Below are 26,966 nucleotides of genomic sequence, written 5' to 3' on the forward strand. Positions count from 1 at the left end.
GGGAACCTTCATGGCTCGTTATACTGGTCCCAAGTGCAAACTCTCGCGCCGCGAGGGCACCGATCTGTTCCTGAAGAGCGCCCGCCGCTCGCTGGATTCCAAGTGCAAGCTGGATTCCAAGCCCGGCCAGCATGGCCGCACTTCGGGCGCCCGCACCTCCGACTACGGTCTGCAGCTGCGTGAAAAGCAAAAGCTCAAGCGCATGTACGGCGTGCTGGAAAAGCAATTCCGCAAGTACTTCGCCGAAGCCGAGCGCCGTCGTGGCAACACCGGCGAAACGCTGATCCAGCTGCTCGAATCGCGCCTGGACAACGTCGTCTACCGCATGGGTTTCGGTTCGACCCGCGCTGAAGCCCGCCAACTGGTGAGCCACCGCGCCATCGAACTGAACGGCCACACCGCCGATATCGCTTCGATCCTGGTCAAGGCCGGCGACGTCATCACGGTGCGCGAAAGCGCCAAGAAGCAAGCCCGTATCCGCGAATCGCTGGATCTGGCTTCGAGCATCGGCATCCCCCAGTGGGTGGAAGTCGATACCAACAAGATGACCGGTACGTTCAAGTCGGCCCCGGATCGCGCTGATGTCGCCCGCGACGTCAACGAATCCATGGTCGTCGAACTGTACTCGCGCTAATCGCGTCGCGGGCCTTGTGCCTGCGAACGAAGCGTCCCAGCCCGCCCAGGCCTGTTGGCCGAGGCGGGCTTTGCGGTGTTCTACGCCGCTGTTTTACTCCGCTGCCCGCAGCATTTACTTCCATCAGCCTTATCGGTGTAACGAGCCGAGGGTATTGAAAAGGAACCCAGTACATGTCCACTCAAGGTTTTCTGAAGCCGCGCTCCATCGAAGTCGAGCCGGTCGGCCCCAACCACGCCAAGATCGTGATGGAGCCGTTCGAGCGCGGCTACGGCCACACGCTGGGCAACGCCCTGCGCCGCATCCTGCTGTCCTCGATGACCGGCTATGCGCCGACCGAAGTGCAGATGACCGGCGTCGTGCATGAATACTCGACCATTCCGGGCGTTCGCGAAGATGTCGTCGACATCCTGCTGAACCTGAAGGGCGTGGTGTTCAAGCTGCACAACCGCGACGAAGTCACCCTGATCCTGCGCAAGAACGGCGCCGGCCAGGTGCTGGCCAGCGACATCGAATTGCCGCACGACGTCGAGATCGTCAATCCCGATCACCCCATCTGCAACCTGACCGATGCCGGCAAGCTGGAGATGCAGATCAAGGTCGAGAAGGGCCGCGGCTATGTGCCGGGCAACGTGCGCGCGCTGTCGGAAGACCGCACCCACACCATCGGCCGCATCGTCCTGGACGCCTCCTACAGCCCCGTGCGCCGCGTGAGCTATGCGGTTGAAAGCGCCCGCGTCGAACAGCGTACCGACCTGGACAAGCTGGTGCTGGACATCGAGACCAACGGCGTGATCTCGCCCGAGGAAGCCGTGCGCCAGTCCGCCCGCATCCTGATGGACCAGATCTCCGTGTTTGCCGCCCTGGAAGGCGCCGGCGACTCGTACGAAGCCCCGGTTCGCGGCACGCCGCAGATCGATCCGGTGCTGCTGCGTCCGGTCGACGACCTGGAGCTGACCGTGCGTTCGGCCAACTGCCTGAAGGCCGAGAACATCTATTACATCGGCGACCTGATCCAGCGCACCGAGAACGAGCTGCTCAAGACCCCGAACCTGGGCCGCAAGTCGCTCAACGAAATCAAGGAAGTCCTGGCCGCGCGCGGCCTGACCCTGGGCATGAAGCTCGAAAACTGGCCCCCGCTGGGCCTCGAGCGCCCGTAAGCCATGCGGTGAGCCATGGGCCTTCTGGCCCATGGCCGCCCGAGAGGCATCTCCGGATGCCATTTTTCCACCGGACCGCGGCCCATCAGATCGAAAGGGCCGATAGAAGAGCCGGCTAACCCGGCGGCGGAAACGCCGTCTTTAGATTCAAAGGAAATCACCATGCGTCACGGTAACGGCCTGCGCAAGCTCAACCGCACCAGCAGCCATCGTCTCGCCATGTTCCGCAACATGGCCGTTTCGCTGATCACTCACGAAGCGATCAAGACCACGCTGCCCAAGGCGAAAGAACTGCGCCGCGTCATCGAACCCCTCATCACCCTGGGCAAGGAACCCACCCTCGCGAACAAGCGTCTGGCTTTTGCCCGTCTGCGCGATCGCGACGCCGTGGTCAAGCTGTTCGCTGAAATCGGTCCGCGTTACGCGAACCGCAACGGCGGCTATACCCGTGTCCTGAAGATGGGCTTCCGTCAGGGCGACAACGCTCCCATGGCTTTCATGGAGCTGGTTGACCGTCCGGAAGTGGATGCTTCCGAAGCGGATAGCGCCGCCGAATAAGGCAGCGCCATAAGCGGCAAAAGCGGACCTCCGGGTCCGCTTTTGTTTTTCCGGCTCAACCCAGCGCCTGCCGCAGCGCTTCGGCAGTCGCGCCGAGTTCCTCGTTGCTGGCCTGCGGCGGCATGATGAAAGTCAGGTCCTGCTGCGCGATGTAGTGCGTGGACGTGATGTCATGCGGGTGATGCATGGGCACGATGTGCGCATGCGCGTGGGCCACGTGGATCCCCGTGAAAGCCAGGCCCACGCGGTCCACGCTGTACAGCCGTTTCATGTGGCGGGCCAGCCGTTGGCCCAGGTTGACGATATGTCCGGCCAGGTCGGCCGGCATGTCCTCGAAGTAGGGATAGTGCTGCTTCGGGATGATCAGCACATGGCCGCGTCTGACCGGATGGATGTCCAGAAAGGCGAAGATACGGCTGTCTTCATGGATGGCGTGCGCGGGGAGTTCATGCCGTGCGATGCGGCAGAACAGGCAGTTGTCCGGCATTTCCTTGTCTCCTGAGGGCCGTGGCAGGCGAAAAGCGGCGTCCGCGGCCAATCCCATAAAATACCCTGAGTTCCCTGGCGTAGGTCTCAAATTAGGAGGTCACATGTTGCGCGATGACGACGTTGTACTGATCATCAGCAATGCTCCGGACGGCCTGCTGGCCAAGCGTATCGCGCATGTGCTGGTCGAGGACGGCCTGGCGGCCTGCGTGAACCTTGGGCAGGCAGTGCTGTCTGTCTATCGTTGGAAGGGAGAGATCGAGGGTGCCGAGGAGGTTCCGCTCACGATCAAGACCACCTACGGCATGCATCAGGCCGTGGTGCAGACGCTGGCGCGGCTGCACCCCTACGACGTGCCGGAGATCATTGTGATTCCCGTGATCGGGGGGCTGGCCTCCTATTTGGACTGGGTGCGTGAGCAGGCCGGTCATCCGGGATCGGAATAAGCAGAGGACGTTATGCGGGCAGTCGTGATGGGTCAAGGTCGCCGGACGGGCTGGCAGGTTTTCTGGCTGCTTGCGCTCTGCCTGCTGGCCGTGCTGGCGGGCTCGCGGGCCACGGCCGGCGAAGCGGATTTCCTGGAGCCCGAGCGGGCCTTCCAGCTGAGCGCGGACCAGCCCGCAGCCGATCTGCTCGAGCTGCGTTTCAAGGTGGCGCCGGGCTACTACATGTACCGCGAGCGATTCGAGCTGGCCAGCCAGCCGGAGTCGTCGATCAATAGCGCCGCCGCTGTCTTTCCGACGGGTGAGGTCAAGTACGATCCCACCTTCGAGAAAGACATGGAGGTCTATCACCAGGACGTGCTGATCCGCGTGCCGTTGGCCTTGGCGGGGCAGCCGGCGCGGCTGCGCGTGACCAGCCAGGGCTGCGCCGACGCCGGCCTGTGCTATCCGCCGATGTCGCACCTGGTGACGCTCGCGCCGCAGGGCGCGGGCTATGCGATCCAGGTCTCGGCCATCGAACCCGGCCAGGAGGCCGCGGCGCTCGCGGGCGCGGCCGCCGCGCCTGCCGCCGCGCCGGCCTCCGGCCTGGGCGCCTTGCTCGGCGCCGGCGATGTCGGCCTGGCCGGGGCCATCGGCGGCCTGGGCATCCTCGGCACGGCCGGCGTGTTCTTCGTATTGGGCCTGCTGCTTGCCTTCACGCCCTGCGTGCTGCCCATGATCCCCATCCTGTCGTCCATCATCATCGGCCGCGAGGGGCAGGCCGCCGTCTCGCGCGGGCGCGGCCTGGGCCTGGCCGCGGCCTATGTGCTGGGCATGTCCATCGTCTATACCGCCCTGGGCGTGGCCGCCGGCCTGAGCGGCGCGGGTCTGGCCGCCTGGCTGCAGACGCCCTGGATCCTCACGCTCTTTGCCATCCTGCTGGCCTTGCTGGCGCTGGCGATGTTCGACGCCTACACGCTGCAGCTGCCCGCCTCATGGCAGGCCCGGCTGTCGGCGCGCTCCAACCGCATTCCTGGCGGGCGCTACACCGGCGCCCTGTTGATGGGCGCGATTTCCGCGCTCATCGTCGGTCCTTGCGTGGCCGCGCCCTTGGCGGGCGCCTTGCTCTATATCTCCCAGACCGGCGATGTGTGGCTCGGCGCCGCCGCACTGTTGGCCATGGCCTGGGGCATGGGGGTGCCGCTGCTGGCCGTCGGCGCGTCCTCGGGCGCGCTGCTGCCCAAGGCCGGCGCCTGGATGGACGGCGTCAAGCGGCTTTTCGGCATGCTGCTGCTGGCCACCGCCTGGTGGATGTTGATACCGGTGCTGCCCGGCTGGGCGCTGATGCTGGGCTGGGCCCTGCTGGCCATGGTGGCGGCCGTCATGCTGCGCGCCTTCGAGGCGCTGCCGGCCGGCGCCGGGGCGGCCCGCATGTTCGCCAAAGGCCTGGGCCTTCTGCTCGCCCTGGCCGCGCTGGTGTGGATCGTCGGCGCGGCCAGCGGCGGGCGCGATGCGCTCGCACCGCTGAGCCATCTCGCGGCGCGCCAGGACAATGCGCCGGCGGGCGCGCATCCCTCGTTCACGCGGGTGCGTTCGGTGGCCGAGCTGGATGCCGCCCTGGCGGCGAGCACACGGCCGGTGATGCTGGACTTCTATGCCGACTGGTGCGTGTCCTGCCGCGAGATGGAGCGCTTTACCTTCACCGATCCGGGCGTCGCGCAACGCATGGCCGGCATGCTGCTGCTGCAGGCGGATGTAACCCAGAACAATGCCGAGGATCGCGCCCTGCTCAGGCGTTTCAAGCTCTTCGGTCCTCCGGGCATCATATTCTTCGCACCGGGCGGCCGTTTGCTGGAGCAGCCGCGCGTGGTGGGTTTCCAGGACGCGGCGCGTTTCTCGGCATCCTTGGACCAGGCCGCGGCGTCAGCACAACAGTAGGCAGGAAATCCCCGCGCGGCGCACGCCGCGCCCCGGCACGCGGAGTAGTATGGCGATTCGGTCCGCCAACCCTCATCCGCCGTGAACACCTCAAGCCCACAAGCCACGCCGCTCCCGCCGGGACCGGTGTATGTCCAGCTGTTCTTCGTGATGGCGGCGTGGGGGGTGAACCTGGTGGCGGTGAAGTACCTGCTGGGCCAGATGGACGTCTATGTGGTGGCGGCGGTGCGCATCCTCGTGGCTTTCACGGCGGTGACGTCCTTCATCATGCTGCGCTTCGGGCAGGTGCCGCGCCTGACGCGCGCCCAGCTGGCATGGGTGTTCTCGGCGGGTTTGCTGGTTGTCTACGGACACCAGATCGCGCTGGTGGCGGGCCTGCGCATGACCACGGCGGCCAATGCCACGCTCATCATGGCCACCAGCCCCTTGTTCTCGGTCGTGCTGGGCGCGCTGTGCTATCGCGAAAGACTCACGCCGGCCCGTATCGGGGCGGCTGTGCTCGGCCTGGGCGGGGTGGGGCTGGTGGTGGCCGGCAGCGGCGGCCAGCTGGCGCAGGCGGGCCTGGGCGATCTGCTGGCCCTGCTGGCCGTGGTGGTGTTTGTCGTCGGCGGCCTGGTCATCCAGCGCGTCTCGCGCGCGCTCGATCCCTTGACCATTCTTTGGTACACCTATCTGGCCGGAGCGGTGGCGCTCACCACCCATGCGGCCCTGTCGCCGGCGACTTATCGGGCCGCGTCCTGGACGACGGATCCCTGGGCTTGGACCGTGGTGTTCTTTTCGGCGGTGATCGCCTCGGGAGCCTGCAACCTGCTATGGAATCGCGGCATCGCGCGCCTGGGCATGAGCCGGGCGGCGATGTTCGTGAATTGGCTGCCCATCTTCGGCCTGCTGGCCGCCGCGGTGTTCCTGGATGAGCGCATCACCGCGGTGCACCTGGGAGGCCTGGTCTGCGTGCTGCTGGGGACCTGGCTGGGCCTGCGCCCGAGCCGGTCCGCCGCCTGAGGCCGGTCTTCAGCGGCCCTCGCGCAGCTTTTCCGCCGCGTCGATGGCAAAGTAGGTCAGGATGCCGTCGGCGCCGGCGCGCTTGAAGGCCAGCAGCGCTTCCATCATGACTTTGTCATGGTCCAGCCAGCCGTTGGCGGCCGCGGCCTTGATCATGGCGTACTCGCCGCTCACCTGGTAGGCGAAGGTCGGCACGCGGAAGGCGTCCTTTACGCGGCGCAGCACGTCCAGATAGGGCATGCCGGGCTTGACCATCACCATGTCGGCGCCTTCGGCGAGATCGCCGGCCACTTCGCGCAAGGCCTCGTCGATATTGCCGGGATCCATCTGGTAGACCATTTTGTTGGACTTGCCCAGATTGCTGGCCGAACCCACGGCGTCGCGGAAGGGGCCGTAGAAGGCGCTCGCGTACTTGGCCGAATAGGCCATGATGCGGGTATGGATGTGATCGGCCTTCTCCAGGGCCTGGCGGATGGCGCCGATGCGCCCGTCCATCATGTCGCTGGGCGCGACGATGTCCACGCCCGCCTGGGCCTGCACCAGGGCCTGGCGCACCAGGATCTCGACCGTGGGATCGTTGAGCACATAGCCGTCGTCATCGATCATGCCGTCCTGGCCGTGGCTGGTGTAGGGGTCCAGGGCGACATCGGTGAGCACGCCCAGCTCGGGGAAACGCGACTTCAGGGCGGCGACCACGCGCGGAATCAAGCCCTCGGGATTGGTGGCCTCGATGCCGTCCGGCGTCTTGAGCGCGGGTTCGATGACCGGAAACAGCGCCAGCACGGGGATGGCCAGCTTGACGCAGCGTTCGGCCACGGCCAGCACGGTATCGGGCGAATAACGCACGACGCCCGGCAGCGACGGCACGGGCTGCTGCAGGCCCTTGCCTTCGGCCACGAAGACCGGGTAGATCAGGTCATCGACGCTGAGCGCGTTTTCGCGCACCAGCCGGCGCGTGAAGTCGTCACGGCGCAGGCGGCGGGGGCGCGAGGCCGGGAAAGCGGGCGAAATGATTTGGGGTTTCATGGCACTACCTTGGGAGAGATCCAGTTCTCGATCTGCGCGGTGGCATCGTCGAGGCCAATGCGTTCGGTCGCCGAGAAGGGCACCGTGTTCAGGGCGCCGATATCGGCCAGTTGCTTGCGCACGTCGAATACGGCGCGCACGCGCTGGCCATAAGGCAGTTTGTCCGCCTTGGTCAGCAGTGCCAGCACCGGGCGTCCGGTGGGGGCGATGAAGTCGGCAAGGCGGCGGTCCAGCTCGGTGACGCCGCGGCGGATATCGATGAGCAGCACGATGCCGGCCAGCGAGGGGCGGTCGCGCAGATAGCCGCCGAGAATGTCGGCCCATTTTTCTTTCTCGCGGTGCGCCACCGAGGCATAGCCATAGCCCGGAAGGTCCACCAGAAAGCCCAGGGGTTCCTCCGGATTGAGCGGATCCGGCAAGCCGAACATATTGATCAGGCGCGTGCGCCCGGGCGTCTTGCTGGAGAAGGCCAGCCGGCGCTGGTTGCACAGCACATTGATGGCCGAGGACTTGCCGGCGTTGGAGCGGCCCACGAAGGCGACTTCGGGCGCACCGGCAGGCGGCAGCTGGTCGAGGCGGGCTGCCGAAATGAAAAAGGAGGCGCGGTGTAGAAGGGACACAGGTCGACTTGGTGGGTGATTGCAAACCCTATTGTATAATCGCCGGTTTGCAACAGTGGCAACAGTAGTCCCCGCGCGTGGGGGCGGCTCCCAAGGCTTGAGGAGGGCTGAGGGGCTGGCAAAAAAGCCGCATCCGGCTGCGCGGGCAGGCGTCAGGCGCAGTGTGCATGAGCACGCTGCCTGAGTTCGACATACGATCGTCGAGGTCTACATGAAGCGTGTGCTGTCCCGGATGGTGGTTGCAAGCGGGCTGATGCTCGGTCTGTCCATCACTACTACTATAAGTTTCGCTGCCGAAGGGCCCGCAGGCCCCGCCAAGCCCGATGCGGCCAAAGGCGCCCAGTTGTTCGATCAAGGCGATCCGTCGCGAGGCATCATTGCCTGTGCGTCCTGTCATGGGGCGGCCGGCAACAGTAGCATTCCCGCAAATCCCAACCTGGCCGCCCAGCCGCACGAGTATCTGGCCAAGCAGCTGCACGACTTCCAGGTCCAGCCAGGCGCCAAGCTGCCGGTGCGCAAGGGCCCGCAAGGCGCACCCACGCCGATGACGGCCATGAGCCAGGCCCTGACGCCGGCGGACATCCAGAACGTCGCCCTGTATCTGGCGCAGCAGCCCCTGAAAGAGCCCGCCACCGCGGGCTACGAAAAACTCGTCGAGCATGGCCAGAAACTCTGGCGCGCCGGCGCGGCCGATCGCGGCGTGCCGGCTTGCGCGGCCTGTCACAGCCCCAACGGCGCCGGGCTGCCCGGCCAGTATCCCCGCCTGTCCGGCCAGTTTCCCGCCTACATCGAGGAGCAGCTCAAGCTGTTCCGCAGCGGCGACCGCGCCAACAGCCAGCCCATGCACGATATCGCCCTGCGCATGACCGATGACGATATCAAGGCTGTGGCAGACTATGCGGCAGGTTTGCGCTGATTGATCCGACCGCCGGTTCGCGCCGGCGGGCCGGCCCGGGAAACCGGGCGATGCTGTCCAGGAGGGGGGGCCGGCGGCTCACCCTCTTTTGCTATTGATGACTTCTACTGTTTCCCGCACCGCCTCGCGCAGCCTGCCGCGCGATCTGTTCGAACTCCTGGGCTCGATGCGCTTCGCCATCAGCCTGCTGATGTTTATTTGCGTGGCCAGCCTGGTAGGCACGGTGTTGCCGCAGAACCGGCCGGCCAGCAACTATATCGACCAGTTCGGCCCTTTCTGGTACGAGGTGTTCGACAAGTTTTCCATCTGGCATGTGTACAACAGCTGGTGGTTTCTGGTCATCATGGGCTTTCTGGTGGTTTCCACCTCGATCTGCCTGATCCGCAATGCCCCCAAGATGCTGCGCGACGCGGCGTCGTTCCGCGAGCATGTGCGCGAGAACAGCCTGCGCGCCTTTCCCGACCGTGTCCAGATGACTTCGGCCGAGAGCCCGCAGGCCGCGCAGGGCCGGCTGCAGGCCTTGCTGCGGCAGCAGGGCTATGCCGTGCGGCAGCGCCAGGACCCGGGCGGCGTGCTGCTGGCGGCCAAAAAGGGCAGCAGCAATCGCCTGGGTTACATCTGCGCCCATGCGTCGCTCATCATCATCTGCGTCGGCGGCCTGATGGACAGCGAGCTGCCCGTGCGGCTGCAGGTCATGTTCGCCGGCAAGCAGCCGATCACCGAGAACATGTTGATCGCCGATGTGCCGCCCAGCGGCCGGCTGCCCCTGGCCAATCCCAGCTTCCGCGCCAATGTGCTGGTGCCCGAGGGGGCCGAGCGCAATACCGCCTTGGTCATGGTGGGCGATGGCGTGCTGGTGCAGCCCCTGCCTTTTACGCTCAAGCTGAAGAAATTCGAGGTGGAGTATTACTCCACCGGCATGCCCAGCCGGTTCGCCAGCCATGTGGAAGTCACGGATCCGGACGACGGCCATACCTTTGAGCGCGTGATCGAGGTCAACGAGCCGCTGCGGTACAAGGGCGTGACGGTCTATCAGTCCAACCTCGATGACGGCGGCAGCAAGGTGACGCTGACCGGCTATCCGCTGCGCGGCACGGCCGGGCAGACCTTCTCCGTGCAGGGGACGGTGGGCGAGAGCAACGACCTGAGCGCCAGCGTGGCGGGTCAACCGACCGAGAGCCTGAAACTCAACATCACGGCCCTGCGGCCCATCAACGTCGAGGACATCACCAGCGGCGATCCGGGCAGGCAGAGCTTCGGCGAGCACGTCGCGGCCGTGACAGGCAGCGCGGCGGGGCGCAAGAACGAGCACCTGCGCAATCTCGGCCCCACGATCGAGTACCAGCTCGTGGACGCCGCGGGCCAGTCGAACGAATACCGCGTATACATGCTGCCCGTCCAACTCAACGGCCTGCCTGTCATCCTGGCCGGCGTGCGCCAGAATGCCTCGCAGAATTACGCCTACCTGCGCATTCCGGCCGACGCGAACGGCTCGCCGGGCGAGTTCATGAAGCTGCGCGCCGCGCTGGCCGATCCGGCCGTGCGGGCCGAGGCCGTCAGGCGCTTCGTGGAGCGCAACCTGCCGCCCGGCGCCGACCGCCAGGCCCTGACCGCTGCGGCCAGCCGCGGCCTGGATACCTTCGCCTCGGGCGGTTTGCGCGCCTTGTCCGAACTGCTGCAGGCCAGCACCGAGCCAGCGGACGTCGAGCGCGCCGCCAGCGTGGTGCTGCGACTGCTCAACAGCACGCTGTACGACGTGCGCGCCATCATGCGCGAGCGCGAGCAGCTGCCCGCCTTGCCCGAAGAGGGGCCCGAGGCCGAGGCGGCCGCGATGTGGCAGCAGGCGGCGATGGGCGCCTTGTCGGATCTGTCGATCTATCCGGCCCCCATCCTGTTGACGCTCAGCGACTTCCATCAGGTCCAGGCCAGCGGTTTCCAGGTGAGCCGCACGCCGGGCAAGAACGCGGTGTATCTGGGCTGCCTGCTGCTCATCGTGGGCGTTTTCGCCATGTTCTATATTCGAGACCGGCGCATCTGGATCTGGATCAAACCGCAAGGCGCGGGCAGCGAAATCCAGGCGGCGATGACGTCGCAGAAGCGTACACTGGACTTTTCCCAGGAATTCGAGCGTTTCCGGGCCGCGCTGACGGACCCGTCCCGAGGTGAACGATGAATACCTCCACTCGCGGCCAGATGTGGCACGGCGGCTTTTCCCAGACCGGCGACCAGCGCAGCGTGCGCGGCCGTCCCGATTGGACCGATGCGGTTTTTTTCCTGCTGCTTGCAGTGGGGGCGGGCTATGCGCTGACGCGCTTTAGCCAGTCCATGGACTATTACGAGAAGATCATTCTCTGCGGCACCGTGCCCGCCCTGGTCTGGCTGGGCTGGCTGTGGCGGCCGCTGCGGCACCTGATGCTGGCCTGTGCGCTGGCCGTCGGCCTGGCCCTCATGCTCTACCAGAACGACTTGGCCCGGGCCGAGCAGGTCTTTTTCCTGAAATACCTATTCTCTTCGCAGTCCGCCATCCTGTGGATGAGCGCGCTCTTTCTGCTGGCCACCGCCTGCTACTGGATAGGCATCGTGAGCCCCACGGCGGCCTGGCTGGGCACGGCGCTGACCTGGGGCGCGGTGTTCGCCGGCGTGACCGGCCTGCTGGTGCGCTGGCGCGAAGGCCATCTGATGGGGCCGGATCTGGGCCATATCCCGGTGAGCAATCTGTACGAGGTCTTCGTGCTGTTTGCGCTCATCACGGCGCTTTTCTACCTCTATTACGAGCGCAAGTACGCCACGCGGGCGCTGGGCGGCTTTGTGCTGCTGGTGATTTCATCGTCCATGGTGTTCCTGCTCTGGTATGCGTTCACGCGCGACGCCGGCCAGATCCAGCCCCTGGTGCCCGCCCTGAAAAGCTGGTGGATGAAGCTGCATGTGCCGGCGAACTTCATCGGGTATGGCACGTTCTCGCTGGCCGCCATGGTGGGTTTCGCCTATCTGGTCAAGCAGCATGGCGAGACGGCCTCCTGGCGCCGGCTGGCGCCGCTGTTCGTGCTGGGCGTGCTCCTGTGCGCCGAGCCCATGGTGTTCCGCACCGAGGGCCTGTCGGCGACCTGGATGATCTACGGCGGCGTGAGCGTGGTGATCGTCGGCGCCATCCTGCTGGCGCGGCGCCGTATCGCGCAGGCGCTGCCCGCGCTGGAAGTGCTCGATGACATCATGTATCGCGCCATCGCGATCGGCTTTGCCTTCTTCACGGTGGCCACCGTGCTGGGGGCGCTGTGGGCGGCCGACGCCTGGGGCGCCTATTGGCAGTGGGATCCCAAGGAGACCTGGGCCCTCATCGTGTGGCTGAACTACGCCGCCTGGCTGCATATGCGCCTGATGAAGGGCCTGCGCGGGACCATGGCGGCCTATTGGGCGCTGGTGGGCCTGTTGATCACCGGCTTTGCCTTCCTGGGCGTGAATATGTTCCTGTCGGGACTGCACTCCTACGGCGAGCTGTAGCCGGAGGCGGCAAAGCCCCGCGAACGGGGCTTTGCCGGCAGTCTGGCCGCGGTGCTCAGGGCAGGGTGGATTCGCCCCTGAGCAGGTCCTCGATGGATTCGCGCTGGCGCACGATGTGGTATTGCTCGCCGTCGACCATGACCTCGGCCGCGCGAGGACGGGTGTTGTAGTTGCCGGCCATGACCATGCCATAGGCGCCGGCTGATTCCAGCGCGAGTACGTCATCTTGTTCGATGGCCAGGCTGCGCTCTTTGGCCAGCCAGTCGCCGCTTTCGCACACCGGGCCGACCACGTCATAGACGCGCGCCTCGGCATGGCGCGGCACCACCGCGCGCACGCCGTGATACGCCTGATAGAGCGTGGGGCGCAGCAGGTCGTTCATGGCGGCGTCGACCACGGCGAAGTTGCGTGCCTCGTTGTGCTTGAGGAATTGCACCGTCGTCAGCAGGATGCCGGCATTGCCGACCAGCGAGCGGCCCGGCTCCAGCACCAGGTGCAGATGGCCGTAGCCACGCGCCTGCAGGCGCGTGAAGACTTCGTCCAGCAGGGTCTTGGGCGAAGGCGGCACTTCATCCGTGTAGCGGATGCCCAGGCCGCCGCCCAGGTCCAGGTGCTCGATGGCGATGCCTTGCGCGGCCATGCGGTCGATGAGGTCGAGCAGCTTGTCCAGCGCATCGAAATAAGGGCTGACATCGATGAGCTGCGAACCGATATGGCAGTCCACGCCCACGACTTTCAGGCCAGGCAGGCTGGCCGCGGTCTGGTAGGCGTGCAGCGCCTCGTCGATCGCGATGCCGAACTTGTTTTCCTTCAGGCCGGTGGAAATATAGGGATGGGTTTGCGCGTCGACATCGGGATTGACGCGCAGCGAGACACGCGCCACCCGGCCCTCGGCCTGGGCGACCTTGGACAGGCGGTGCAGTTCGGCGACGGACTCGACGTTGAAGCACTTGACGCCGGCGGCCAGCGCCTCGCGCATTTCCCATTCTTGCTTGCCCACGCCCGAGAACACGATCTTGGCCGGGTCGCCGCCCACGGCCAGCACGCGCTGGAGCTCGCCGCCCGACACAATGTCAAAGCCCGCGCCCATGCGGGCGAACTCTTTCAGCACCGCCAGGTTGGAATTGGCCTTCATGCCGTAACACACCAGCACCGGGCGCTCGCCGATGGCCTCGCGATAGCTGTCATAGGCCGCGCGCAGGGCCGCGCGCGAGTAGACGTACAGGGGCGTGCCCAGCTTGGCCGCCAGGATGTCCAGGGCGACGCCTTCGGCGTGCAGCACGCCATGCTCGTAGTGGAAATGCGGATGGCCAGCCAGTTGGGGCTGGGAGGAAGGCGCGGTCATGGCAGGGTGGGATTGGTGGGGATACGGGGCCGGTTTTCGGTTTGCGCGGAGGGTGGTTTCGCGCCGGAGCTACCCTGCTGATCCGAGGGCACCGGCATGTACAGGGGGCCTTTGTAGCCGCAGGCCGCGATCAGACCGGTGGCCGAAAGCGTGGCTACAATGCGAAAAACCCTGTGGCTGAAGGCCATGTGGGACACTGGTAACTCCGTAATCGTTGCAGGTTGGATTATGACCGAAACCGAATTTCTTGCGTTGACCGAACAAGTGCTCGACAGCATCGAGAGCCAGGCCGATGACTGGATGGCCACGCATGATGTGGACATCGAGGCCAATCGCAGCGGCAATGTCCTGACCCTGATTTTCGAGGACGACACCCACGTCGTCATCAACAGCCAGGCGGCCATGCAGGAGCTTTGGGTGGCGGCGCGCAGCGGCGGTTTTCATTACCGCTTTGACAGCCACCAATGGCACGACACGCGCGGCGGCCCCAATCTGCCCGACGCGCTGTCCCAGATCTGCTCGGCCGCCGCCGGCGTGCCCCTGACCGTCCGGGTCTAGGAGGGGCGCCGGCCCGGGCGCGGCCTCAGAAGGGAATATTCTGCGACCAGGGCTGCTGCGAGCTGCTGCCGAAGCTGGGGGCGGTGCGCACATTCTGGTTGCTGCCGCCCAGCCCGTTCAGGAAGTCGCCCAAGGCATCCTCGCCCGGCTGCGGCAGGCCCAGGCGGGCCACGGCCTGCCCGGGCGGGAATTCCGTGAAATAGTAATCGCCGTTTTCGGCCAGCAGGCCGTCCGGCCTGGGGCGTTGCTTGCCCTCGGGCACGCCTTTGAGGGTGTCCTGCATGTAATCCAGCCAGATCGGCAGCGCCACGCCGCCGCCCGTCTCGCGCGAACCCAGGGACTTGGGCTGGTCAAAACCCAGCCAAGCGGTGGCCACCAGATTGGGCGTATAGCCTGAGAACCAGGCGTCGACCGATTCGTTGGTGGTGCCGGTCTTGCCGGCGACATCGTTGCGCTTGAGCACGGCGCGGGCGCGCGCCGCGGTGCCGCTGGTGGCGACGCCGCGCAGCATGTCGTCCATCACCCAGGCCGTGCGTGGATCGATGGCGCGCGCGGCCTCGTCGCCGGCGATGACGGGACGGGCCTGCATCAGCACCTTGCCGCTGCTGTCGGTGACGTGATCGATCAGATAGGGCGTGACGCGGTAGCCGCCGTTGGCGAAGACCGCATAGGCGCCGGCCAGCTGCAGCGGCGTGACCGAGCCGGCGCCCAGGGCCAGCGGCAGCACCGCGGGCTGGCGCGCCTTGTCAAAGCCAAAGCGCGTCAGGTAGTCCTGGGCATATTGCGGGCCGATGGCCTGCAGGATGCGGATGGACACCATGTTCTTGGACTTGTACAGGCCCTGGCGCATGGTCAGCATGGGCTCGTACTGGTTGCCGTAGTTCTTGGGATGCCAGGCCTTGGAGCCGGTCTGGGCGGCCGACAGCTCGAAAGGCTGGTCGGAGATCTGCGTGCCCGGGGTCAGGCCGCGCTCCAGCGAGGCGGCGTAGATGAAGGGCTTGATGTTAGAGCCCGGCTGGCGCCAGGCTTGGGTGACGCGGTTGAAGTTGCCGCGGTAGAAATCAAAGCCGCCGACCATGGCGCGGATGGCGCCATCCTGCGGCGAGAGCGCCACGAAAGCGGCCTGCACGGCGGGCATGTTGATGACTTCCCAGCCTTCATCCCCCAGCTTGTGGATATAGACCACCGAGCCGCGCTGCAGGCGCTGCTCGGCCGAGGCCTTGGGATTCAGGGCGCGGGCCACCACGCCCAGCACCTTTTTGTCGGTGATGGTGATGATCTCGCGCGAACTGCGCGCCAGCTTGATCTCGGTCGGCGAGGCCGAGAGCACCACGGCGGTCAGCAGGTCGCCGCTGTCGGCGTACTTGTCGAACACGCCGTCCAGGAAGTCGTCCAGCGCCTGCGGATCTTTTTCGGTGCCCGGGGGCAGGTCGAGCTGGTCCTCCGGGCCCGGGTAGGGCGCGCGCCGGGTGTATTCCAGCACGCCGTCGCGCACGGCGCGGTAGGCCGACTCCTGGTCTTTGGAGGACACCGTGGTGTAGACATTGATGCCGCGCGAATAGACGTTGTCCTGGTAGACGCCGTAGAGCAGTTGCCGCGCCAGCTCGGCCACGTATTCGCCATGGACGGCGTAGCCGCCGGCCGGTGTGCCTTCGGCCGACTTCATGATGATGGGCTGGGCCAGCGCGGTCTTGTACTCGGGCTCGGTCAGGTAACCCAGCGAGTACATGCGGCCCAGCACATAGCGCTGGCGCAGTTCGGCGCGCGGACGGTTGGAGATGGGATTGAAGCGCGAGGGCGCCTTGGGGATGCCGGCCAGCATGGCGGCTTCGGCGGGCGTGACCTGCGACAGCGGCTTGCCGAAATAGGTGCGCGAGGCCGCGGCGAACCCGTAGGCGCGATGACCCAGATAGATCTGGTTCATGTAGAGCTCGAGGATCTGGTCCTTGGTGAGCTCGGATTCGATCTTGAAAGTGAGTAGCAGTTCGTAGAACTTGCGCGAATAGGTCTTCTCGGACGACAGATAGAAGTTGCGCGCCACCTGCATGGTGATGGTGCTGGCGCCCTGCGTCTTGGACATATTGATGAGGTTGGTCAGGCCGGCGCGCACCACGCCGGTCCAGTCGATGCCGCCATGCTGATAGAAGCGGTCATCCTCGGCGGCAAGCACCGCCGACTTCATCACATCCGGGATCTCGTTGAAGCGCAGCACATTGCGGCGCTCTTCGCCGAATTCGCCGATCAGGACCTTGTCGGAGGTGTAGACGCGCAGCGGCACCCGCGGACGGTAGTCGGTCATGGCGTGCAGATCGGGCAGATTGGGCCAGGCCAGCGCCAGCGCCATGCCGCCTAGCACCAGGCCACACAGGGCCAGGCCGCCGAAAAAAATACCGGTCTTGACCAGAAACCGCAAAAACATCGAGCCGCCGGGGGCGGGCTGATCCTGCTTGGAAGAATTCGGACGCTTGCTCATCGCGGCGATTTTACGGTGATCTCTGTGTGCCTTCCGAGGTCTAATCGGAGGCGATGTAACAAAATAAATCTTTGTGGTAAGCGGGCAACTTGCGGCAATGGGATAATGCCGGCATGAATCTTTCCGCTAACTTGTGCGCCGGCGCCGACGAGGGGCCGCCAGATCCGGCAGCCGCCCCCGCCGCGGCGGTCGGCGAATGCATCGAGCCCCTGGCGCAATTGCCTCACGATCTGCCGATTTTCCTGGTCGGCATGATGGGTGCGGGCAAGACCACCATCGGGCGCGGCCTGGCGCGGGCGCTGGGCCGTGAGTTTATCGATCTGGACCATGAGCTGGAGGCGCGTTGCGGCGTGCGCGTGCCCGTTATCTTCGAGATAGAGGGCGAAGCCGGCTTTCGCAGGCGGGAGTCCGCCGCATTGCAAGAGTGTACTCAACGCCGGGGGATAATTCTCGCCACCGGTGGCGGCGCCGTGCTGGCCGAGGAAAATCGCCGCTTCCTGCGCGAACGCGGCATCGTCATGTATCTGCGCGCCAGTGTCGACGAGCTCTATCGCCGGACCTGCCGCGACCGCAACCGCCCGCTGCTGGCCACCGCCGATCCCCGCGGCACGCTGCGCGACCTGATGGTCAAGCGCGAACCGCTCTACAACGAAGTGGCCGACCTGGTGATCGAGACCGGCTCCACGCCCATCGCCACCCTGGTCAAGGCCATCCTGCCCAAGCTGCAAGCGTACGAGAAGAAGCTATGAATGTTGTCGAGGTCGATACCCCGGGCGGACGCTATCCCATCCGCATCGCCCCGGGTCGCCTGGATCGCCTGGATGAAAGCATCCCCGCCGATGCCACGGCCATTGCCATTGTCACCAATCCCACCGTCGCCGCGCTCTACGCCGAGCGGGCCGAAGCCGCGCTGGCGCGCACCGGCCGCAAGGTGCTGCGCATCGAACTGCCCGACGGCGAGGCCCACAAGGACTGGCAGACGCTGAACCGGATCTTCGATGCCCTGCTGGAGCATCGCCTGGACCGGCGCGCCGTGCTGGTGGCGCTGGGCGGCGGCGTGATCGGCGACATGGCCGGCTTTGCCGCCGCGGTCTATATGCGCGGCATCCGTTTCGTCCAGGTGCCCACCACGCTGTTGTCCCAGGTCGATTCCTCGGTGGGCGGCAAGACCGCGGTCAACCATCCGCTGGGCAAGAATATGATCGGCGCCTTCTACCAGCCCGTTGCCGTGGAGATCGACACCGACGTGCTGGCCACGCTGCCGGCGCGCGAAGTCTCGGCTGGCCTGGCCGAGGTGATCAAGTACGGGCTCATCCTCGATGCCGGTTTCTGGGAGTGGTGCGAGGCGCATGTCGGCGAGCTGCGCGCGCTGCAGCCCGAGGCGCTGGCCTATGCCATCCGCCGTTCCTGCGAACTGAAGGCGCAGGTGGTGGGCAAGGACGAACGCGAGTCCGGCCTGCGCGCCATCCTCAACCTGGGCCACACGTTCGGCCACGCCATCGAGTCGGGCCTGGGCTATGGGCAGTGGCTGCATGGCGAGGCCGTGGGCTGCGGCCTGGTGCAGGCCGCCGAGCTCTCGGCCGAGGTCGACGGTTTTCCGCCGGCCGACGTGCGGCGCGTGCGCGCCCTGGTCCAGGCCATAGGCTGTCCCGTCGCGGCGCCGGACCTGGGCTTCGATCGCTGGATTTCGCTCATGATGGTTGACAAGAAATCCGAAGCAGGTGAAATACGCTTTGTCTTGATGCCGCGTATCGGGCAGGCCGGTATGCGCACGGCGCCGGCGGCGGCCATACGCGCGGCGTTGGATCGAACAGTTCAGGCCAGCTAAACGCAAGGAACGGGACGGTGATGTGCAAATGAGTGAATTGGCTTCCTACGCATCCGACCCGGCCCTGACGCGCGGCAGGCAGCACAAAGAGCCGGCCGCGCAAAACCGCAGCGAATTCCAGCGCGACCGCGACCGCATCATCCATTGCAACGCCTTCCGGCGCCTGGAGTACAAGACCCAGGTCTTCGTCAACCACGAAGGCGATCTGTTCCGCACGCGGCTCACGCACAGCCTGGAGGTGGCCCAGATCGCCCGCACGCTGGCGCGCAGCCTGAGGCTGTCCGAAGATCTCACCGAAGCCATCTCCCTGGCCCATGACCTGGGGCACACGCCTTTCGGCCATGCCGGCCAGGACGAGCTCAACGCCTGCATGCGCGAGCTGGCGCCGCAGGCCGGCGGCTTCGAGCACAACCTGCAGAGCCTGCGCGTGGTCGATGAACTCGAAGAGCGCTATGCCGAGTTCAACGGGCTGAACCTGTGCTTCGAGACCCGGGAGGGCATCCTGAAACATTGCTCGGTGGCGCATGCGCGCCAGCTGGGCGAGGTGGGCGAGCGCTTCCTTTCCCGCACCCAGCCTTCGCTGGAGGCGCAGCTGGCCAACCTGGCCGACGAGATCGCCTACAACAATCACGATATCGATGACGGCCTGCGTTCCGGCCTGCTGACGCTGGAGCAGATGGGCCAGGTGGATTTCTTCGCCCGGCACTATGCCGAGGTCCGCGCCAGCTATCCGGACCTGGCGCCGCGGCGCGCCACGGCCGAGACGGTCCGGCGCATGATCAACACCCTCATCATGGACTTGACGGCCACCACCCTGGCCCGCATCCGCGATGCCGCGCCGGCCAGCGCCGACGATGTGCGCCGCGCCCCGCCGCTGGCCGGATTTTCCGAGCCGCTGCGCCGCGAGGCCGACGCCCTGAAGAAGTTCCTGTTCGACAACCTGTACCGCCACTATAAGGTGGTGCGCATGACGAGCAAGGCCAGGCGCATCGTGCGCGAGCTTTTCGAGGCCTTTCTCGGCGATCCGCGATTGTTGCCGCCGGATTACCGGCGCAGCGAGGAGCGCGACCAGGCGCGCGCGATCGCCGACTACATCGCCGGCATGACGGACCGCTATGCCATCGGCGAGCATCGGCGGCTTTTCGAGATGGGTTGATGGGCGTTTCTCCCCCAATTGGGGGATGCGCCGCGCGCGCGTCCCCTCTAGTATGGCAGGGCACATTCGCCGTGCTTTCCCGCCCACTGTGATGCGATTCGGGGCAACCATCGCATCAGAGTCGGCGGGTTTTTTCTTGCCCGCGCGCCCGAAGCGGGGCTGTCAGTAGGCCGGCATCGGGCTTTGGAGGGCGCTGACCAGGCGCATCAGGCCGGACTGGCGCTGCGTGCCGGTCTTTTGCAGCACCGCCTTGCTTTGTGTGCGCACGGTCTCGACCGAGATACCCAGTTGCCGGGCGGCCTGGGGCAGGGTGGCCCCGGCCATGAGCACCTCCAGCAGCCGGTATTCGGCTGCGCTCAGGCCGAACAGCGACTTCAACATGCTGCGGGCCGGGGGCGCGGGATTCAGGTGGGTATGGACCAGCACCAGGGCCAGGCCCTGGCCCTCGCGGCCCCGGTAGGCCGGCGGGGCGGGCAAGGCCACGACATGGCTGCCATTGGGCAGGCGCAGGCCTTCGGCCATGGCCGCGCCCACGCTGCCGGTGGCCGAAGCCAGCACGCCCGACCATTGCGCGTTGCGCTCCAGTTGCTTGCCGTGGCGTGAATACCAGGATTCGCCGGCCAGGTTGGCCATCAGCAGGCGGCCCGAGGCGGCGACGAAAAGCAAGGGGGTGCCGAAGGTGTCCAGCGCGGCTTCGCCCAGGCTGGCGCGGCGCTCCAGCTCGCGCAGCCGCAGGCGCAGCTGCAGGGCTTTCTGCAGATGCGGCACCAGCCGGCCCAGCGCGCGCTCGTGCTGGTCATCGAAATGGCCGCGGCCGGGGCTGCGCTGGAAGGCGACCGTCCATTCGATATCGGGTTGGCGCAGGGCCTGGGTAAGCATCAGCGAGCCGATATCGTGCCGGTACAGGAAGTCGTTGTAGAAGGGCGAACGGCGGATGCCATCGGGGCCGAAGGCCGGATAGTCGCGCAGGCAGCCGCCGGTGGGCACGGCGCGCGCCGCGCGCATGAAGTCGTCGATGCTGTGGTAATGGCTTTCGTATTCGTCCAGGGTGACGGTGGCCAGCCCGGCATTGTCGATCACCATGATGGCGTCGCTGGCGACATTGCGCGCCAGCACGGCACAGCGGTCCGTATCCACGGCTTGCGCCGCCAGGGTCAGGGCCTGGCGCCATTGCTCCGTATCGGCAACACCCGCGTACAAGGCGCTGGCGATGCGTAATTCGTGGTCGGCGTCCATGGTGCAGCGTGTGTTTGAGCGTTGGGGCCGCAGGGCAGCCCCTTGTCAAACATACCCGATTTCTATTTCAAATGTAACCGGGTTTGCGCCTAGGCGGAGACGGCTTCAGCGGTGGCTGCGATAGGGCTCGTCTTCGGGCACGAAGGTGGCCTCGGCCAGGGCGTCGCGCGTCCATTCGCGCATGGCGGGCAAGGCCTGCACCGCATCCATATAGTCGCGCACCGGGCCGGCGGCCGCCACGCCATAGGTCGTGAAGCGGGAGACGACCGGCGCGTAGAAGGCATCGGCAATGCTGAAGCGGCCGAACAGGAAGGGCCCGCCGTGGCCGAACTCTGCCAGCGTGTCCTGCCAGATGGCCTGTACGCGCGAGATGTCCTGCTGGGCCGGACCGATGTCGATGCCGGGCAGGCTGGCCTCGATGTTCATGGGCAGCAGCCGGCGCAAATCGGTAAAGCCGCTGTGCATCTGGGCGGCCAGCGAGCGCGCCCTGGCGCGGGCGCGGGGCTGGGCCGGCCACATCTCCGGGTGGCGTTCGGCGGCGTATTCACAGATGGCCAGGGAGTCCCAGACGGCGAAATCCCCGTCAAGCAGCACGGGCACCAGGCCGGCCGGCGTCACGCCGCCCAGCCGCTGGCCGAAGGCTTCGGTGAACAGCCCCAGTTTCTGCTCGCGGAAAGGCACGCCGGCGGCGCGCAGCGCCAGCCAGGCGCGCAAGGACCAGGAGGAGTAATTCTTATTGCCTATCAGCAGGGTGTACATGGTATGGGTCTCGGCAGGCCACGAGGTCGTGGTGATCCAGTCTAGCGGGTTTTATTGCGCTGCAAAACCCGCGCCAGGTAGTGGCCAGTGTGGCTTTCGGGCGTGGCGGCGACGGTCTCGGGCGTGCCTTGCGCGATGAGGCGCCCGCCGCCGTCGCCGCCTTCCGGGCCCATGTCGATAAGCCAGTCGGCCGTCTTGATGACATCCAGGTTGTGCTCGATGATCAGTACGGTGTTGCCGCTGTCGACCAGCTGGTTCAGGACCTTGAGCAGGAGTTCGATATCGCGGAAATGCAGGCCGGTGGTCGGCTCGTCCAGGATGTAGAGCGTGCGGCCGGTGCTGCGGCGAGAGAGCTCCAGCGACAGCTTGACCCGCTGCGCCTCGCCGCCGGACAGGGTGGTGGCCGATTGCCCCAGGCGGATGTACGACAGGCCCACATCGATCAAGGTCTGCAGCTTGCGCGCGATGGCCGGCACCGATTCGAAGTACTCCAGGGCCTGCTCCACCGTGAGGTCCAGCACCTCGCTGATGTTGCGGCCGCGATAGCGGATCTCGAGGGTTTCGCGGTTGTAGCGCTTGCCATGGCAGACGTCGCAGGGCACGTACATATCCGGCAGGAAGTGCATTTCCACCTTGACCACGCCATCGCCCTGGCAGGCCTCGCAGCGCCCGCCCTTGACGTTGAAGCTGAAGCGGCCCGGGTCGTAGCCGCGCGTGCGTGCTTCGGGCACGCCGGCGAACAATTCGCGTATCGGCGTGAACAGGCCGGTGTAGGTGGCGGGATTGCTGCGCGGCGTGCGCCCGATAGGGCTTTGGTCCACGCTGATGATCTTGTCGAAATGCTCCAGCCCGGTGAGCGTCGCATAGGGCGCGGCATCGCCCTGGGCATGATTGAGCGCGCGCGCCACCGCGACGGCCAGCGTGTCGTTGACCAGGGTCGATTTGCCCGAGCCTGACACGCCGGTCACGCAGACCAGGCGGCCGGCCGGCACGCGCAGGTCGACCGACTTCAGGTTGTTTCCCGTGGCGCCGGTCAGCTCCAACCAGGGCAGGTCTTCGGTGACGGGGCGCCTGTCCGGGATGGCAATGGCGCGCGCGCCGCTCAGGTACTGGCCCGTCAGCGAGGCGGGATCGGCCTGCACGGCTTCGGGCCGGCCCTGGGCCACCACCTGGCCGCCGTGTTCGCCCGCGCCGGGGCCCATGTCCACCACCCAGTCGGCCAGGCGGATCATGTCTTCGTCGTGTTCGACCACGATGACGCTGTTGCCCAGGTCGCGCAGGTGTTGCAGCGTGGCGATGAGGCGGTCATTGTCGCGCTGGTGCAGGCCGATGGAGGGCTCGTCCAGCACATACATGACGCCGGTCAGGCCGGAGCCGATCTGGCTGGCCAGGCGGATGCGCTGGGCCTCGCCGCCGGAAATCGTGTCGGCGCTGCGGTCCAGGGATAGATAGGTCAGGCCCACGTTGTTCAGGAAGCTCAGCCGCGCTTCGATTTCGCGCACGATGCGTTGCGCGATTTCCTGCTTGGCCCCGGTCAGGCGCAGCGCCTGGAACCAGGCCAGGCAGGCCGACAGCGGCATGGCCTCGACCTCGTAGATGGCCTGCCCGCGCTCCTGGCCCTGGCCGGGCTCGTCGCCGATCAGCACATGGCGCGCTTCCGGGCGCAGCCGCGAACCGCCGCAATCCGGGCAGGTCTTGATATTGCGGTATTTGCCCAGCTCCTCGCGCACCGTGGCCGAATCGGTTTCGCGCCAGCGTCGCTCCAGGTTGGGGATCACCCCTTCGAAGGGATGGCGCTTGACGCTGCTGCGGCCTTTTTCATTGAGATAGAAGAAAGCGATTTCTTCTTCGCCGGAGCCGTAGAGCACCTTGTCGCGGATCCCGTCGTTGAGTTCCTCGAAAGGCGTTTCGATGTCGAACTCGTAATGCGTCGCCAGGCTGGTCAACAGCGAGTGCGTAAAAGCATTGCGCTTGTCCCAGCCGCGGATGGCGCCTGCGGCCAGGCTCAGCTCCGGAAAAGCGACCACGCGCTTGGGATCGAAGTACCCCACCTGGCCGATGCCGTCGCAGCTGGGGCAGGCGCCCATGGGGTTATTGAAACTGAACAGCCGCGGCTCCAGCTCCGGCAGGCTGTGGCTACAGACCGGGCAGGCATAGCGGCTGGAGAAGACCTGCTCGCGCGTGCCGTCCAGGTCCAGCGCGATGGCGCGGCCGTCGGCCAGCTGCAGCGCCGTCTCGAAACTCTCGGCCAGGCGCTGCTTGCTTTCCGGGCGCGCGCGCAGCCGGTCGATCACGACATCGATATCGTGCTTTTCGGTTTTCTTCAGGGGCGGCATCTGGTCGATCTCGACCAGCTTGCCATCCACGCGCAGGCGCACGAAGCCCTGGGCCTGGAGGCTGGCGCATTCATCCTCGAAACTGCCTTTGCGCGCCCGCGCGATGGGGGCAAGAATGGCCAGGCGCGTATCGGCCGGCCAGCCCAGCACGGCGTCGACCATCTGGCTGACGCTCTGGGCCTGCAGCGGCAGGCCGTGGTCAGGACAATACGGCGTGCCCACGCGGGCGTAGAGCAGGCGCAGGTAGTCGTGGATCTCGGTGATGGTGCCCACGGTGGAGCGCGGATTGTGGCCGGCGGCCTTTTGTTCGATGGAAATGGCCGGCGACAGGCCTTCGATCAGGTCCACATCGGGCTTGTCCATCAACTGCAGGAACTGACGGGCGTAGGCCGAGAGGCTTTCGACATAGCGCCGTTGACCCTCGGCATACAGCGTGTCGAAAGCCAGCGATGACTTGCCCGAGCCGGACAGGCCGGTGATCACCACCAACTGGTGGCGCGGCAGGTCCAGCGAGACATTCTTGAGATTGTGGGTCCGGGCACCGCGAATGCGTATCTCGTCCATTCCGCGTCCTTCCTTGCCCGCCCGCGGCAAGCGGGCCGGGTTTAAGCAGTTTCAAAGGCCAACTTGGTACTATAGCGCGCCGAGCCGTTCGGAGTGATGGCGCCCCTGCGCGCAGCCCGGCGGCCGGCGATCTTTCCACTTGGCGCGGCCGGCGCCTACCTAGACACAACAAGAGATACATGGCGGAACACCCGAAGCTGAAACTGACCTCGTCCGAGCGCCGCGCCAGCGTAGCCCTGGCCGGGCTGTTCGCCTGCCGCATGTTGGGTCTGTTCCTGCTGCTGCCCGTGTTCGCCGTCGCGGCCCGGGGCTTGCCCGGCGGCGAGGACCCGGCCCGTGTCGGCCTGGCCCTGGGCATGTACGGCCTGACCCAGGCCATCATGCAAATCCCCTTCGGACTGGCTTCGGACCGCTGGGGGCGCCGCCCCGTGGTGGTCGCCGGCCTGCTTCTCTTTATTGCCGGCAGCGTGGTCTGCGCCCGCGCCGACGATGTGTTCTGGATCACCATCGGCCGCGCCATCCAGGGCGCCGGAGCCATTTCCGCCGCCGTGACGGCCTGGCTGGCCGACGCCACGCGCGACGAAGTCCGCACCCGGGCCATGGCCATGGTCGGCGCTTCCATCGGCCTGTCCTTTGCGCTGTCCCTGGTGCTGGCGCCCCTGCTGGTGGGGTGGTGGGGCTTGCACGGCCTGTTCTGGACCATCGCCTGCCTGGGCCTGGCCAGCCTGGCCGTGGCCCGCTGGGTGGTGCCCGTGGTGCCGCTGACCCAGGCCCGCAGCATGCAGCGGGCGCGTGCCGGCGAGGTCCTGCTGCATGGCGAACTGCTGCGCCTGAACTTCGGCGTCTTTGTCCTGCACCTCATCCAGGTGGCGCTCTTCGTGGTCGTGCCCTCCCTGCTGGCCCGTACCGGCGGCCTGGACCTGGGAGCGCTGTGGCACGTTTATCTGCCGGTCATCCTGCTGTCCTTCGTCTGCATGGTGCCGGTCATCTTCATGGCCGAAAAACACCGCGCGCATCGCGCGGCCCTGCGCGCCGCCGTGGCCGGGCTGGCCGTGGTCTGCGCCCTGCTGCCCCTGGCCTCCCAGTCCTTCCTGCCGCTGGCCCTTGCCCTGACGGGCTTTTTCGTGGCCTTCAACATCCTGGAGGCCTTGCAGCCCTCGCTGGTTTCCCGCGTGGCCCCGCAGCAATACAAGGGCCTGGCCCTGGGGTTCTACAACACCGCCCAGGCCGCGGGCCTGTTTGCCGGCGGCGCCCTGGGCGGCTGGCTGGCCGCCCGGACCGGCCCGGACGGCGTCTTCCTGGCCGCCGCTGTTTTGTCCCTGTTTTGGCTGGCCGCCGCCTGGGCCATGAAACCCCTGCGCTGATCGCATCGCGCCCGAGGCGGCGGGCCGGTCCGGACAGCCGCATCATCGTTTGGTCACAGTCCGACATGGCGCAGGCTGCCGATATCGTCGATAATGGCGGTTACTCCAGGCCTTAACCGGACTTTCGGGTCCGCCACCGACGCCGGTCTTCTGCATGAGACCGGCGTGTTTGTTAAGGCCTTCGTCTTGAACAGGTTTTACGTTGGGCGCTGCCGGCGCCGTCCCCCCGGGCGGCAGGCAGATCACAACAGAGGGGCATCGCATGGCATCGGTCAACAAAGTCATTCTCGTCGGCAACCTGGGGCGCGACCCCGAGGTCCGCTATAGCCCGGACGGCGCGGCAATCTGCAATCTTTCGCTGGCCACCACCTCGCAATGGAAGGACAAGGCCTCCGGCGAGCGCCGCGAAGAGACCGAATGGCATCGCGTCGTCATGTACAACCGCTTGGCCGAGATCGCCGGCGAATACCTCAAGAAAGGCCGCTCGGTCTACATCGAGGGCCGCCTGAAGACCCGCAAGTGGCAGGACAAGGATACCGGCGCCGACCGCTACAGCACCGAAATCGTCGCCGACCAGATGCAGATGCTGGGCGGCCGCGACGGCGGTGACGGCGGCAACTATGGCGGCGGTGGCGGCGGCTACGACGAGGCGCCGCGCCAGCAGCGCGCCGCGGCCCAGCGTCCGGCCCCTGCCCAGCGCCCGGCCCCGGCCGCGCCCATGGGCGGCGGCGCGGCCAACCTCGCGGACATGGACGACGATATTCCGTTCTGAGGTTCCGGAGAGCCGCGACCGGCAATCGTGCTCACGATGACAGGCCTGAACCCGGCTACTCGGGGTCAGGCCTTCTCAACTTGTGGCCCGGCAAATTGGGGGCGGTTCAAATTGGTCCCGGCAGCACAAATCCCGTCATAATTGCGCCAAGCGGTATGCCCCTGCGTGCTGATGCTAATCACGGTTATTACTGCAAACTGAATCCGGATTGTGGATATATCGTCGGAAGCCGTGGCCACCATATTGTTCGCGCTGGCTGCCGACGGCTAGTGACGGCCTGTATCAAGAGGCGCCGAACAATTTTGAAAGTATTTT

24 protein-coding genes are annotated in these 26,966 nt (G+C 66.4%); 15 read left to right on the top strand and 9 right to left on the bottom strand.

Annotation, left to right across the window (positions count from 1 at the left end; genetic code table 11):
- The first annotated feature begins 10 nt into the window (after nt 1–10).
- The 3 genes from rpsD to rplQ all read left to right on the top strand — a co-directional run bounded on the left by rpsD (nt 11) and on the right by rplQ (nt 2,352).
- Nucleotides 11–634 (top strand): 30S ribosomal protein S4, encoded by a 624-nt coding sequence (gene rpsD, locus AXA74_RS06505; protein ID WP_029579962.1) that lies wholly within the window; start codon nt 11–13, stop codon nt 632–634.
- A gap of 173 nt (nt 635–807) precedes the next feature.
- Entirely contained in the window at nt 808–1,794 is a 987-nt protein-coding gene (locus AXA74_RS06510; protein ID WP_029579961.1) for a DNA-directed RNA polymerase subunit alpha, read from the top strand.
- 162 nt (nt 1,795–1,956) lie between these two features.
- Nucleotides 1,957–2,352 (top strand): 50S ribosomal protein L17, encoded by a 396-nt coding sequence (gene rplQ, locus AXA74_RS06515; RefSeq protein ID WP_005017352.1) that lies wholly within the window; start codon nt 1,957–1,959, stop codon nt 2,350–2,352.
- 55 nt (nt 2,353–2,407) lie between these two features.
- Here rplQ and AXA74_RS06520 read toward each other — a convergent pair whose 3' ends face one another.
- Nucleotides 2,408–2,839, bottom strand: coding sequence for an HIT family protein (locus AXA74_RS06520; RefSeq protein WP_029579960.1), 432 nt, complete (start codon nt 2,837–2,839; stop codon nt 2,408–2,410).
- Nucleotides 2,840–2,942: 103 nt separating this feature from the next.
- Between AXA74_RS06520 and cutA the strand changes: the two genes are divergently transcribed.
- From cutA to AXA74_RS06535, 3 genes are all read left to right on the top strand, one after another.
- Nucleotides 2,943–3,284, top strand: coding sequence for a divalent-cation tolerance protein CutA (cutA, locus tag AXA74_RS06525; protein WP_029579959.1), 342 nt, complete (start codon nt 2,943–2,945; stop codon nt 3,282–3,284).
- 27 nt (nt 3,285–3,311) lie between these two features.
- On the top strand, nt 3,312–5,198 hold the full coding sequence (gene dsbD, locus AXA74_RS06530; RefSeq protein ID WP_048939708.1) for a protein-disulfide reductase DsbD: 1,887 nt from the start codon (nt 3,312–3,314) through the stop codon (nt 5,196–5,198).
- An 81-nt stretch (nt 5,199–5,279) separates the two neighbouring features.
- Nucleotides 5,280–6,200 (top strand): EamA family transporter, encoded by a 921-nt coding sequence (locus AXA74_RS06535; protein WP_032979236.1) that lies wholly within the window; start codon nt 5,280–5,282, stop codon nt 6,198–6,200.
- Between the two features lie 9 nt (nt 6,201–6,209).
- Here AXA74_RS06535 and hemB read toward each other — a convergent pair whose 3' ends face one another.
- Entirely contained in the window at nt 6,210–7,226 is a 1,017-nt protein-coding gene (gene hemB, locus AXA74_RS06540; protein WP_032979235.1) for a porphobilinogen synthase, read from the bottom strand.
- The gene (gene yihA, locus AXA74_RS06545) at nt 7,223–7,846 is read right to left on the bottom strand and encodes a ribosome biogenesis GTP-binding protein YihA/YsxC (RefSeq protein WP_029579955.1); all 624 of its coding nucleotides are present in this window, start codon (nt 7,844–7,846) and stop codon (nt 7,223–7,225) included. The genes hemB and yihA overlap by 4 nt, the downstream gene beginning before the upstream one ends.
- A 211-nt stretch (nt 7,847–8,057) precedes the next feature.
- On the opposite strand from yihA, the gene AXA74_RS06550 reads away from it, so the two are divergent.
- The 3 genes from AXA74_RS06550 to ccsB all read left to right on the top strand — a co-directional run bounded on the left by AXA74_RS06550 (nt 8,058) and on the right by ccsB (nt 12,260).
- Nucleotides 8,058–8,762 carry a c-type cytochrome gene (locus tag AXA74_RS06550; protein ID WP_029579954.1) on the top strand — a complete coding sequence of 235 codons (705 nt, stop codon included), beginning with the start codon at nt 8,058–8,060 and terminating at the stop codon, nt 8,760–8,762.
- Nucleotides 8,763–8,859: 97 nt separating this feature from the next.
- On the top strand, nt 8,860–10,935 hold the full coding sequence (locus AXA74_RS06555; protein WP_029579953.1) for a cytochrome c biogenesis protein ResB: 2,076 nt from the start codon (nt 8,860–8,862) through the stop codon (nt 10,933–10,935).
- Nucleotides 10,932–12,260 carry a c-type cytochrome biogenesis protein CcsB gene (gene ccsB / locus AXA74_RS06560; RefSeq protein WP_032979234.1) on the top strand — a complete coding sequence of 443 codons (1,329 nt, stop codon included), beginning with the start codon at nt 10,932–10,934 and terminating at the stop codon, nt 12,258–12,260. Before AXA74_RS06555 ends, ccsB begins: the two co-directional genes overlap by 4 nt.
- A gap of 55 nt (nt 12,261–12,315) precedes the next feature.
- On the opposite strand, the gene lysA is transcribed toward ccsB, so the two are convergent.
- Together lysA and lptM are read right to left on the bottom strand one after the other, a co-directional pair.
- Nucleotides 12,316–13,605 carry a diaminopimelate decarboxylase gene (lysA, locus tag AXA74_RS06565; RefSeq protein ID WP_032958656.1) on the bottom strand — a complete coding sequence of 430 codons (1,290 nt, stop codon included), beginning with the start codon at nt 13,603–13,605 and terminating at the stop codon, nt 12,316–12,318.
- Entirely contained in the window at nt 13,602–13,928 is a 327-nt protein-coding gene (gene lptM, locus AXA74_RS24850) for an LPS translocon maturation chaperone LptM (RefSeq protein ID WP_349675610.1), read from the bottom strand. The genes lysA and lptM overlap by 4 nt, the downstream gene beginning before the upstream one ends.
- On the opposite strand from lptM, the gene cyaY reads away from it, so the two are divergent.
- Entirely contained in the window at nt 13,834–14,163 is a 330-nt protein-coding gene (cyaY, locus tag AXA74_RS06570) for an iron donor protein CyaY (protein WP_032979233.1), read from the top strand. The two genes, lptM and cyaY, sit on opposite strands and share 95 nt — an antisense overlap.
- Nucleotides 14,164–14,188: 25 nt before the next feature.
- Here cyaY and AXA74_RS06575 read toward each other — a convergent pair whose 3' ends face one another.
- On the bottom strand, nt 14,189–16,636 hold the full coding sequence (locus AXA74_RS06575; RefSeq protein ID WP_029579949.1) for a penicillin-binding protein 1A: 2,448 nt from the start codon (nt 16,634–16,636) through the stop codon (nt 14,189–14,191).
- 113 nt (nt 16,637–16,749) lie between these two features.
- Here AXA74_RS06575 and AXA74_RS06580 point away from each other — a divergent pair, with 113 nt between their 5' ends.
- The 3 genes from AXA74_RS06580 to AXA74_RS06590 are packed head-to-tail and all read left to right on the top strand — an operon-like array spanning nt 16,750 to nt 19,620.
- Complete coding sequence (locus tag AXA74_RS06580; protein WP_029579948.1) at nt 16,750–17,385, top strand: shikimate kinase; 636 nt, start codon at nt 16,750–16,752, stop codon at nt 17,383–17,385.
- A complete protein-coding gene (gene aroB / locus AXA74_RS06585; RefSeq protein ID WP_029579947.1) occupies nt 17,382–18,464 on the top strand; it encodes a 3-dehydroquinate synthase in 1,083 nt (360 codons plus the stop codon). The genes AXA74_RS06580 and aroB overlap by 4 nt, the downstream gene beginning before the upstream one ends.
- 28 nt (nt 18,465–18,492) lie before the next feature.
- A complete protein-coding gene (locus AXA74_RS06590; protein WP_029579946.1) occupies nt 18,493–19,620 on the top strand; it encodes a deoxyguanosinetriphosphate triphosphohydrolase in 1,128 nt (375 codons plus the stop codon).
- Between the two features lie 162 nt (nt 19,621–19,782).
- Here AXA74_RS06590 and AXA74_RS06595 read toward each other — a convergent pair whose 3' ends face one another.
- The 3 genes from AXA74_RS06595 to uvrA form a co-directional block, all read right to left on the bottom strand.
- The gene (locus tag AXA74_RS06595) at nt 19,783–20,856 is read right to left on the bottom strand and encodes a helix-turn-helix transcriptional regulator (protein WP_029579945.1); all 1,074 of its coding nucleotides are present in this window, start codon (nt 20,854–20,856) and stop codon (nt 19,783–19,785) included.
- A 105-nt stretch (nt 20,857–20,961) separates the two neighbouring features.
- Nucleotides 20,962–21,615, bottom strand: coding sequence for a glutathione S-transferase family protein (locus AXA74_RS06600; protein WP_029579944.1), 654 nt, complete (start codon nt 21,613–21,615; stop codon nt 20,962–20,964).
- Nucleotides 21,616–21,656: 41 nt separating this feature from the next.
- Entirely contained in the window at nt 21,657–24,515 is a 2,859-nt protein-coding gene (uvrA, locus tag AXA74_RS06605; protein ID WP_029579943.1) for an excinuclease ABC subunit UvrA, read from the bottom strand.
- A 179-nt stretch (nt 24,516–24,694) separates the two neighbouring features.
- Here uvrA and AXA74_RS06610 point away from each other — a divergent pair, with 179 nt between their 5' ends.
- Together AXA74_RS06610 and ssb are read left to right on the top strand one after the other, a co-directional pair.
- Nucleotides 24,695–25,879, top strand: coding sequence for an MFS transporter (locus AXA74_RS06610; protein WP_032958650.1), 1,185 nt, complete (start codon nt 24,695–24,697; stop codon nt 25,877–25,879).
- Nucleotides 25,880–26,141: 262 nt separating this feature from the next.
- Nucleotides 26,142–26,651: a single-stranded DNA-binding protein gene (gene ssb / locus AXA74_RS06615; RefSeq protein ID WP_032958648.1), complete on the top strand. Its 510-nt coding sequence runs from the start codon at nt 26,142–26,144 to the stop codon at nt 26,649–26,651.
- The last annotated feature ends 315 nt before the right edge of the window (nt 26,652–26,966 follow it).

It is taken from the genome of Bordetella hinzii LMG 13501 (genome assembly GCF_001548475.1).
In the GTDB taxonomy this organism is placed as follows: domain Bacteria; phylum Pseudomonadota; class Gammaproteobacteria; order Burkholderiales; family Burkholderiaceae_B; genus Bordetella; species Bordetella hinzii.

Bases quoted from the DNA above. Each gene is read 5' to 3' on its own strand.
- rpsD (WP_029579962.1), top strand. From the start codon at position 11: ATGGCTCGTTATACTGGTCCCAAGTGCAAACTCTCGCGCCGCGAGGGC.
- AXA74_RS06510 (WP_029579961.1), top strand. From the start codon at position 808: ATGTCCACTCAAGGTTTTCTGAAGCCGCGCTCCATCGAAGTCGAGCCG.
- rplQ (WP_005017352.1), top strand. From the start codon at position 1,957: ATGCGTCACGGTAACGGCCTGCGCAAGCTCAACCGCACCAGCAGCCAT.
- AXA74_RS06520 (WP_029579960.1), bottom strand. From the start codon at position 2,839: ATGCCGGACAACTGCCTGTTCTGCCGCATCGCACGGCATGAACTCCCC.
- cutA (WP_029579959.1), top strand. From the start codon at position 2,943: ATGTTGCGCGATGACGACGTTGTACTGATCATCAGCAATGCTCCGGAC.
- dsbD (WP_048939708.1), top strand. From the start codon at position 3,312: ATGGGTCAAGGTCGCCGGACGGGCTGGCAGGTTTTCTGGCTGCTTGCG.
- hemB (WP_032979235.1), bottom strand. From the start codon at position 7,226: ATGAAACCCCAAATCATTTCGCCCGCTTTCCCGGCCTCGCGCCCCCGC.
- AXA74_RS06550 (WP_029579954.1), top strand. From the start codon at position 8,058: ATGAAGCGTGTGCTGTCCCGGATGGTGGTTGCAAGCGGGCTGATGCTC.
- AXA74_RS06555 (WP_029579953.1), top strand. From the start codon at position 8,860: ATGACTTCTACTGTTTCCCGCACCGCCTCGCGCAGCCTGCCGCGCGAT.
- ccsB (WP_032979234.1), top strand. From the start codon at position 10,932: ATGAATACCTCCACTCGCGGCCAGATGTGGCACGGCGGCTTTTCCCAG.
- lysA (WP_032958656.1), bottom strand. From the start codon at position 13,605: ATGACCGCGCCTTCCTCCCAGCCCCAACTGGCTGGCCATCCGCATTTC.
- cyaY (WP_032979233.1), top strand. From the start codon at position 13,834: ATGACCGAAACCGAATTTCTTGCGTTGACCGAACAAGTGCTCGACAGC.
- lptM (WP_349675610.1), bottom strand. From the start codon at position 13,928: ATGTCCACATCATGCGTGGCCATCCAGTCATCGGCCTGGCTCTCGATG.
- AXA74_RS06575 (WP_029579949.1), bottom strand. From the start codon at position 16,636: ATGAGCAAGCGTCCGAATTCTTCCAAGCAGGATCAGCCCGCCCCCGGC.
- AXA74_RS06580 (WP_029579948.1), top strand. From the start codon at position 16,750: ATGAATCTTTCCGCTAACTTGTGCGCCGGCGCCGACGAGGGGCCGCCA.
- aroB (WP_029579947.1), top strand. From the start codon at position 17,382: ATGAATGTTGTCGAGGTCGATACCCCGGGCGGACGCTATCCCATCCGC.
- AXA74_RS06590 (WP_029579946.1), top strand. From the start codon at position 18,493: ATGAGTGAATTGGCTTCCTACGCATCCGACCCGGCCCTGACGCGCGGC.
- AXA74_RS06595 (WP_029579945.1), bottom strand. From the start codon at position 20,856: ATGGACGCCGACCACGAATTACGCATCGCCAGCGCCTTGTACGCGGGT.
- AXA74_RS06600 (WP_029579944.1), bottom strand. From the start codon at position 21,615: ATGTACACCCTGCTGATAGGCAATAAGAATTACTCCTCCTGGTCCTTG.
- uvrA (WP_029579943.1), bottom strand. From the start codon at position 24,515: ATGGACGAGATACGCATTCGCGGTGCCCGGACCCACAATCTCAAGAAT.
- AXA74_RS06610 (WP_032958650.1), top strand. From the start codon at position 24,695: ATGGCGGAACACCCGAAGCTGAAACTGACCTCGTCCGAGCGCCGCGCC.
- ssb (WP_032958648.1), top strand. From the start codon at position 26,142: ATGGCATCGGTCAACAAAGTCATTCTCGTCGGCAACCTGGGGCGCGAC.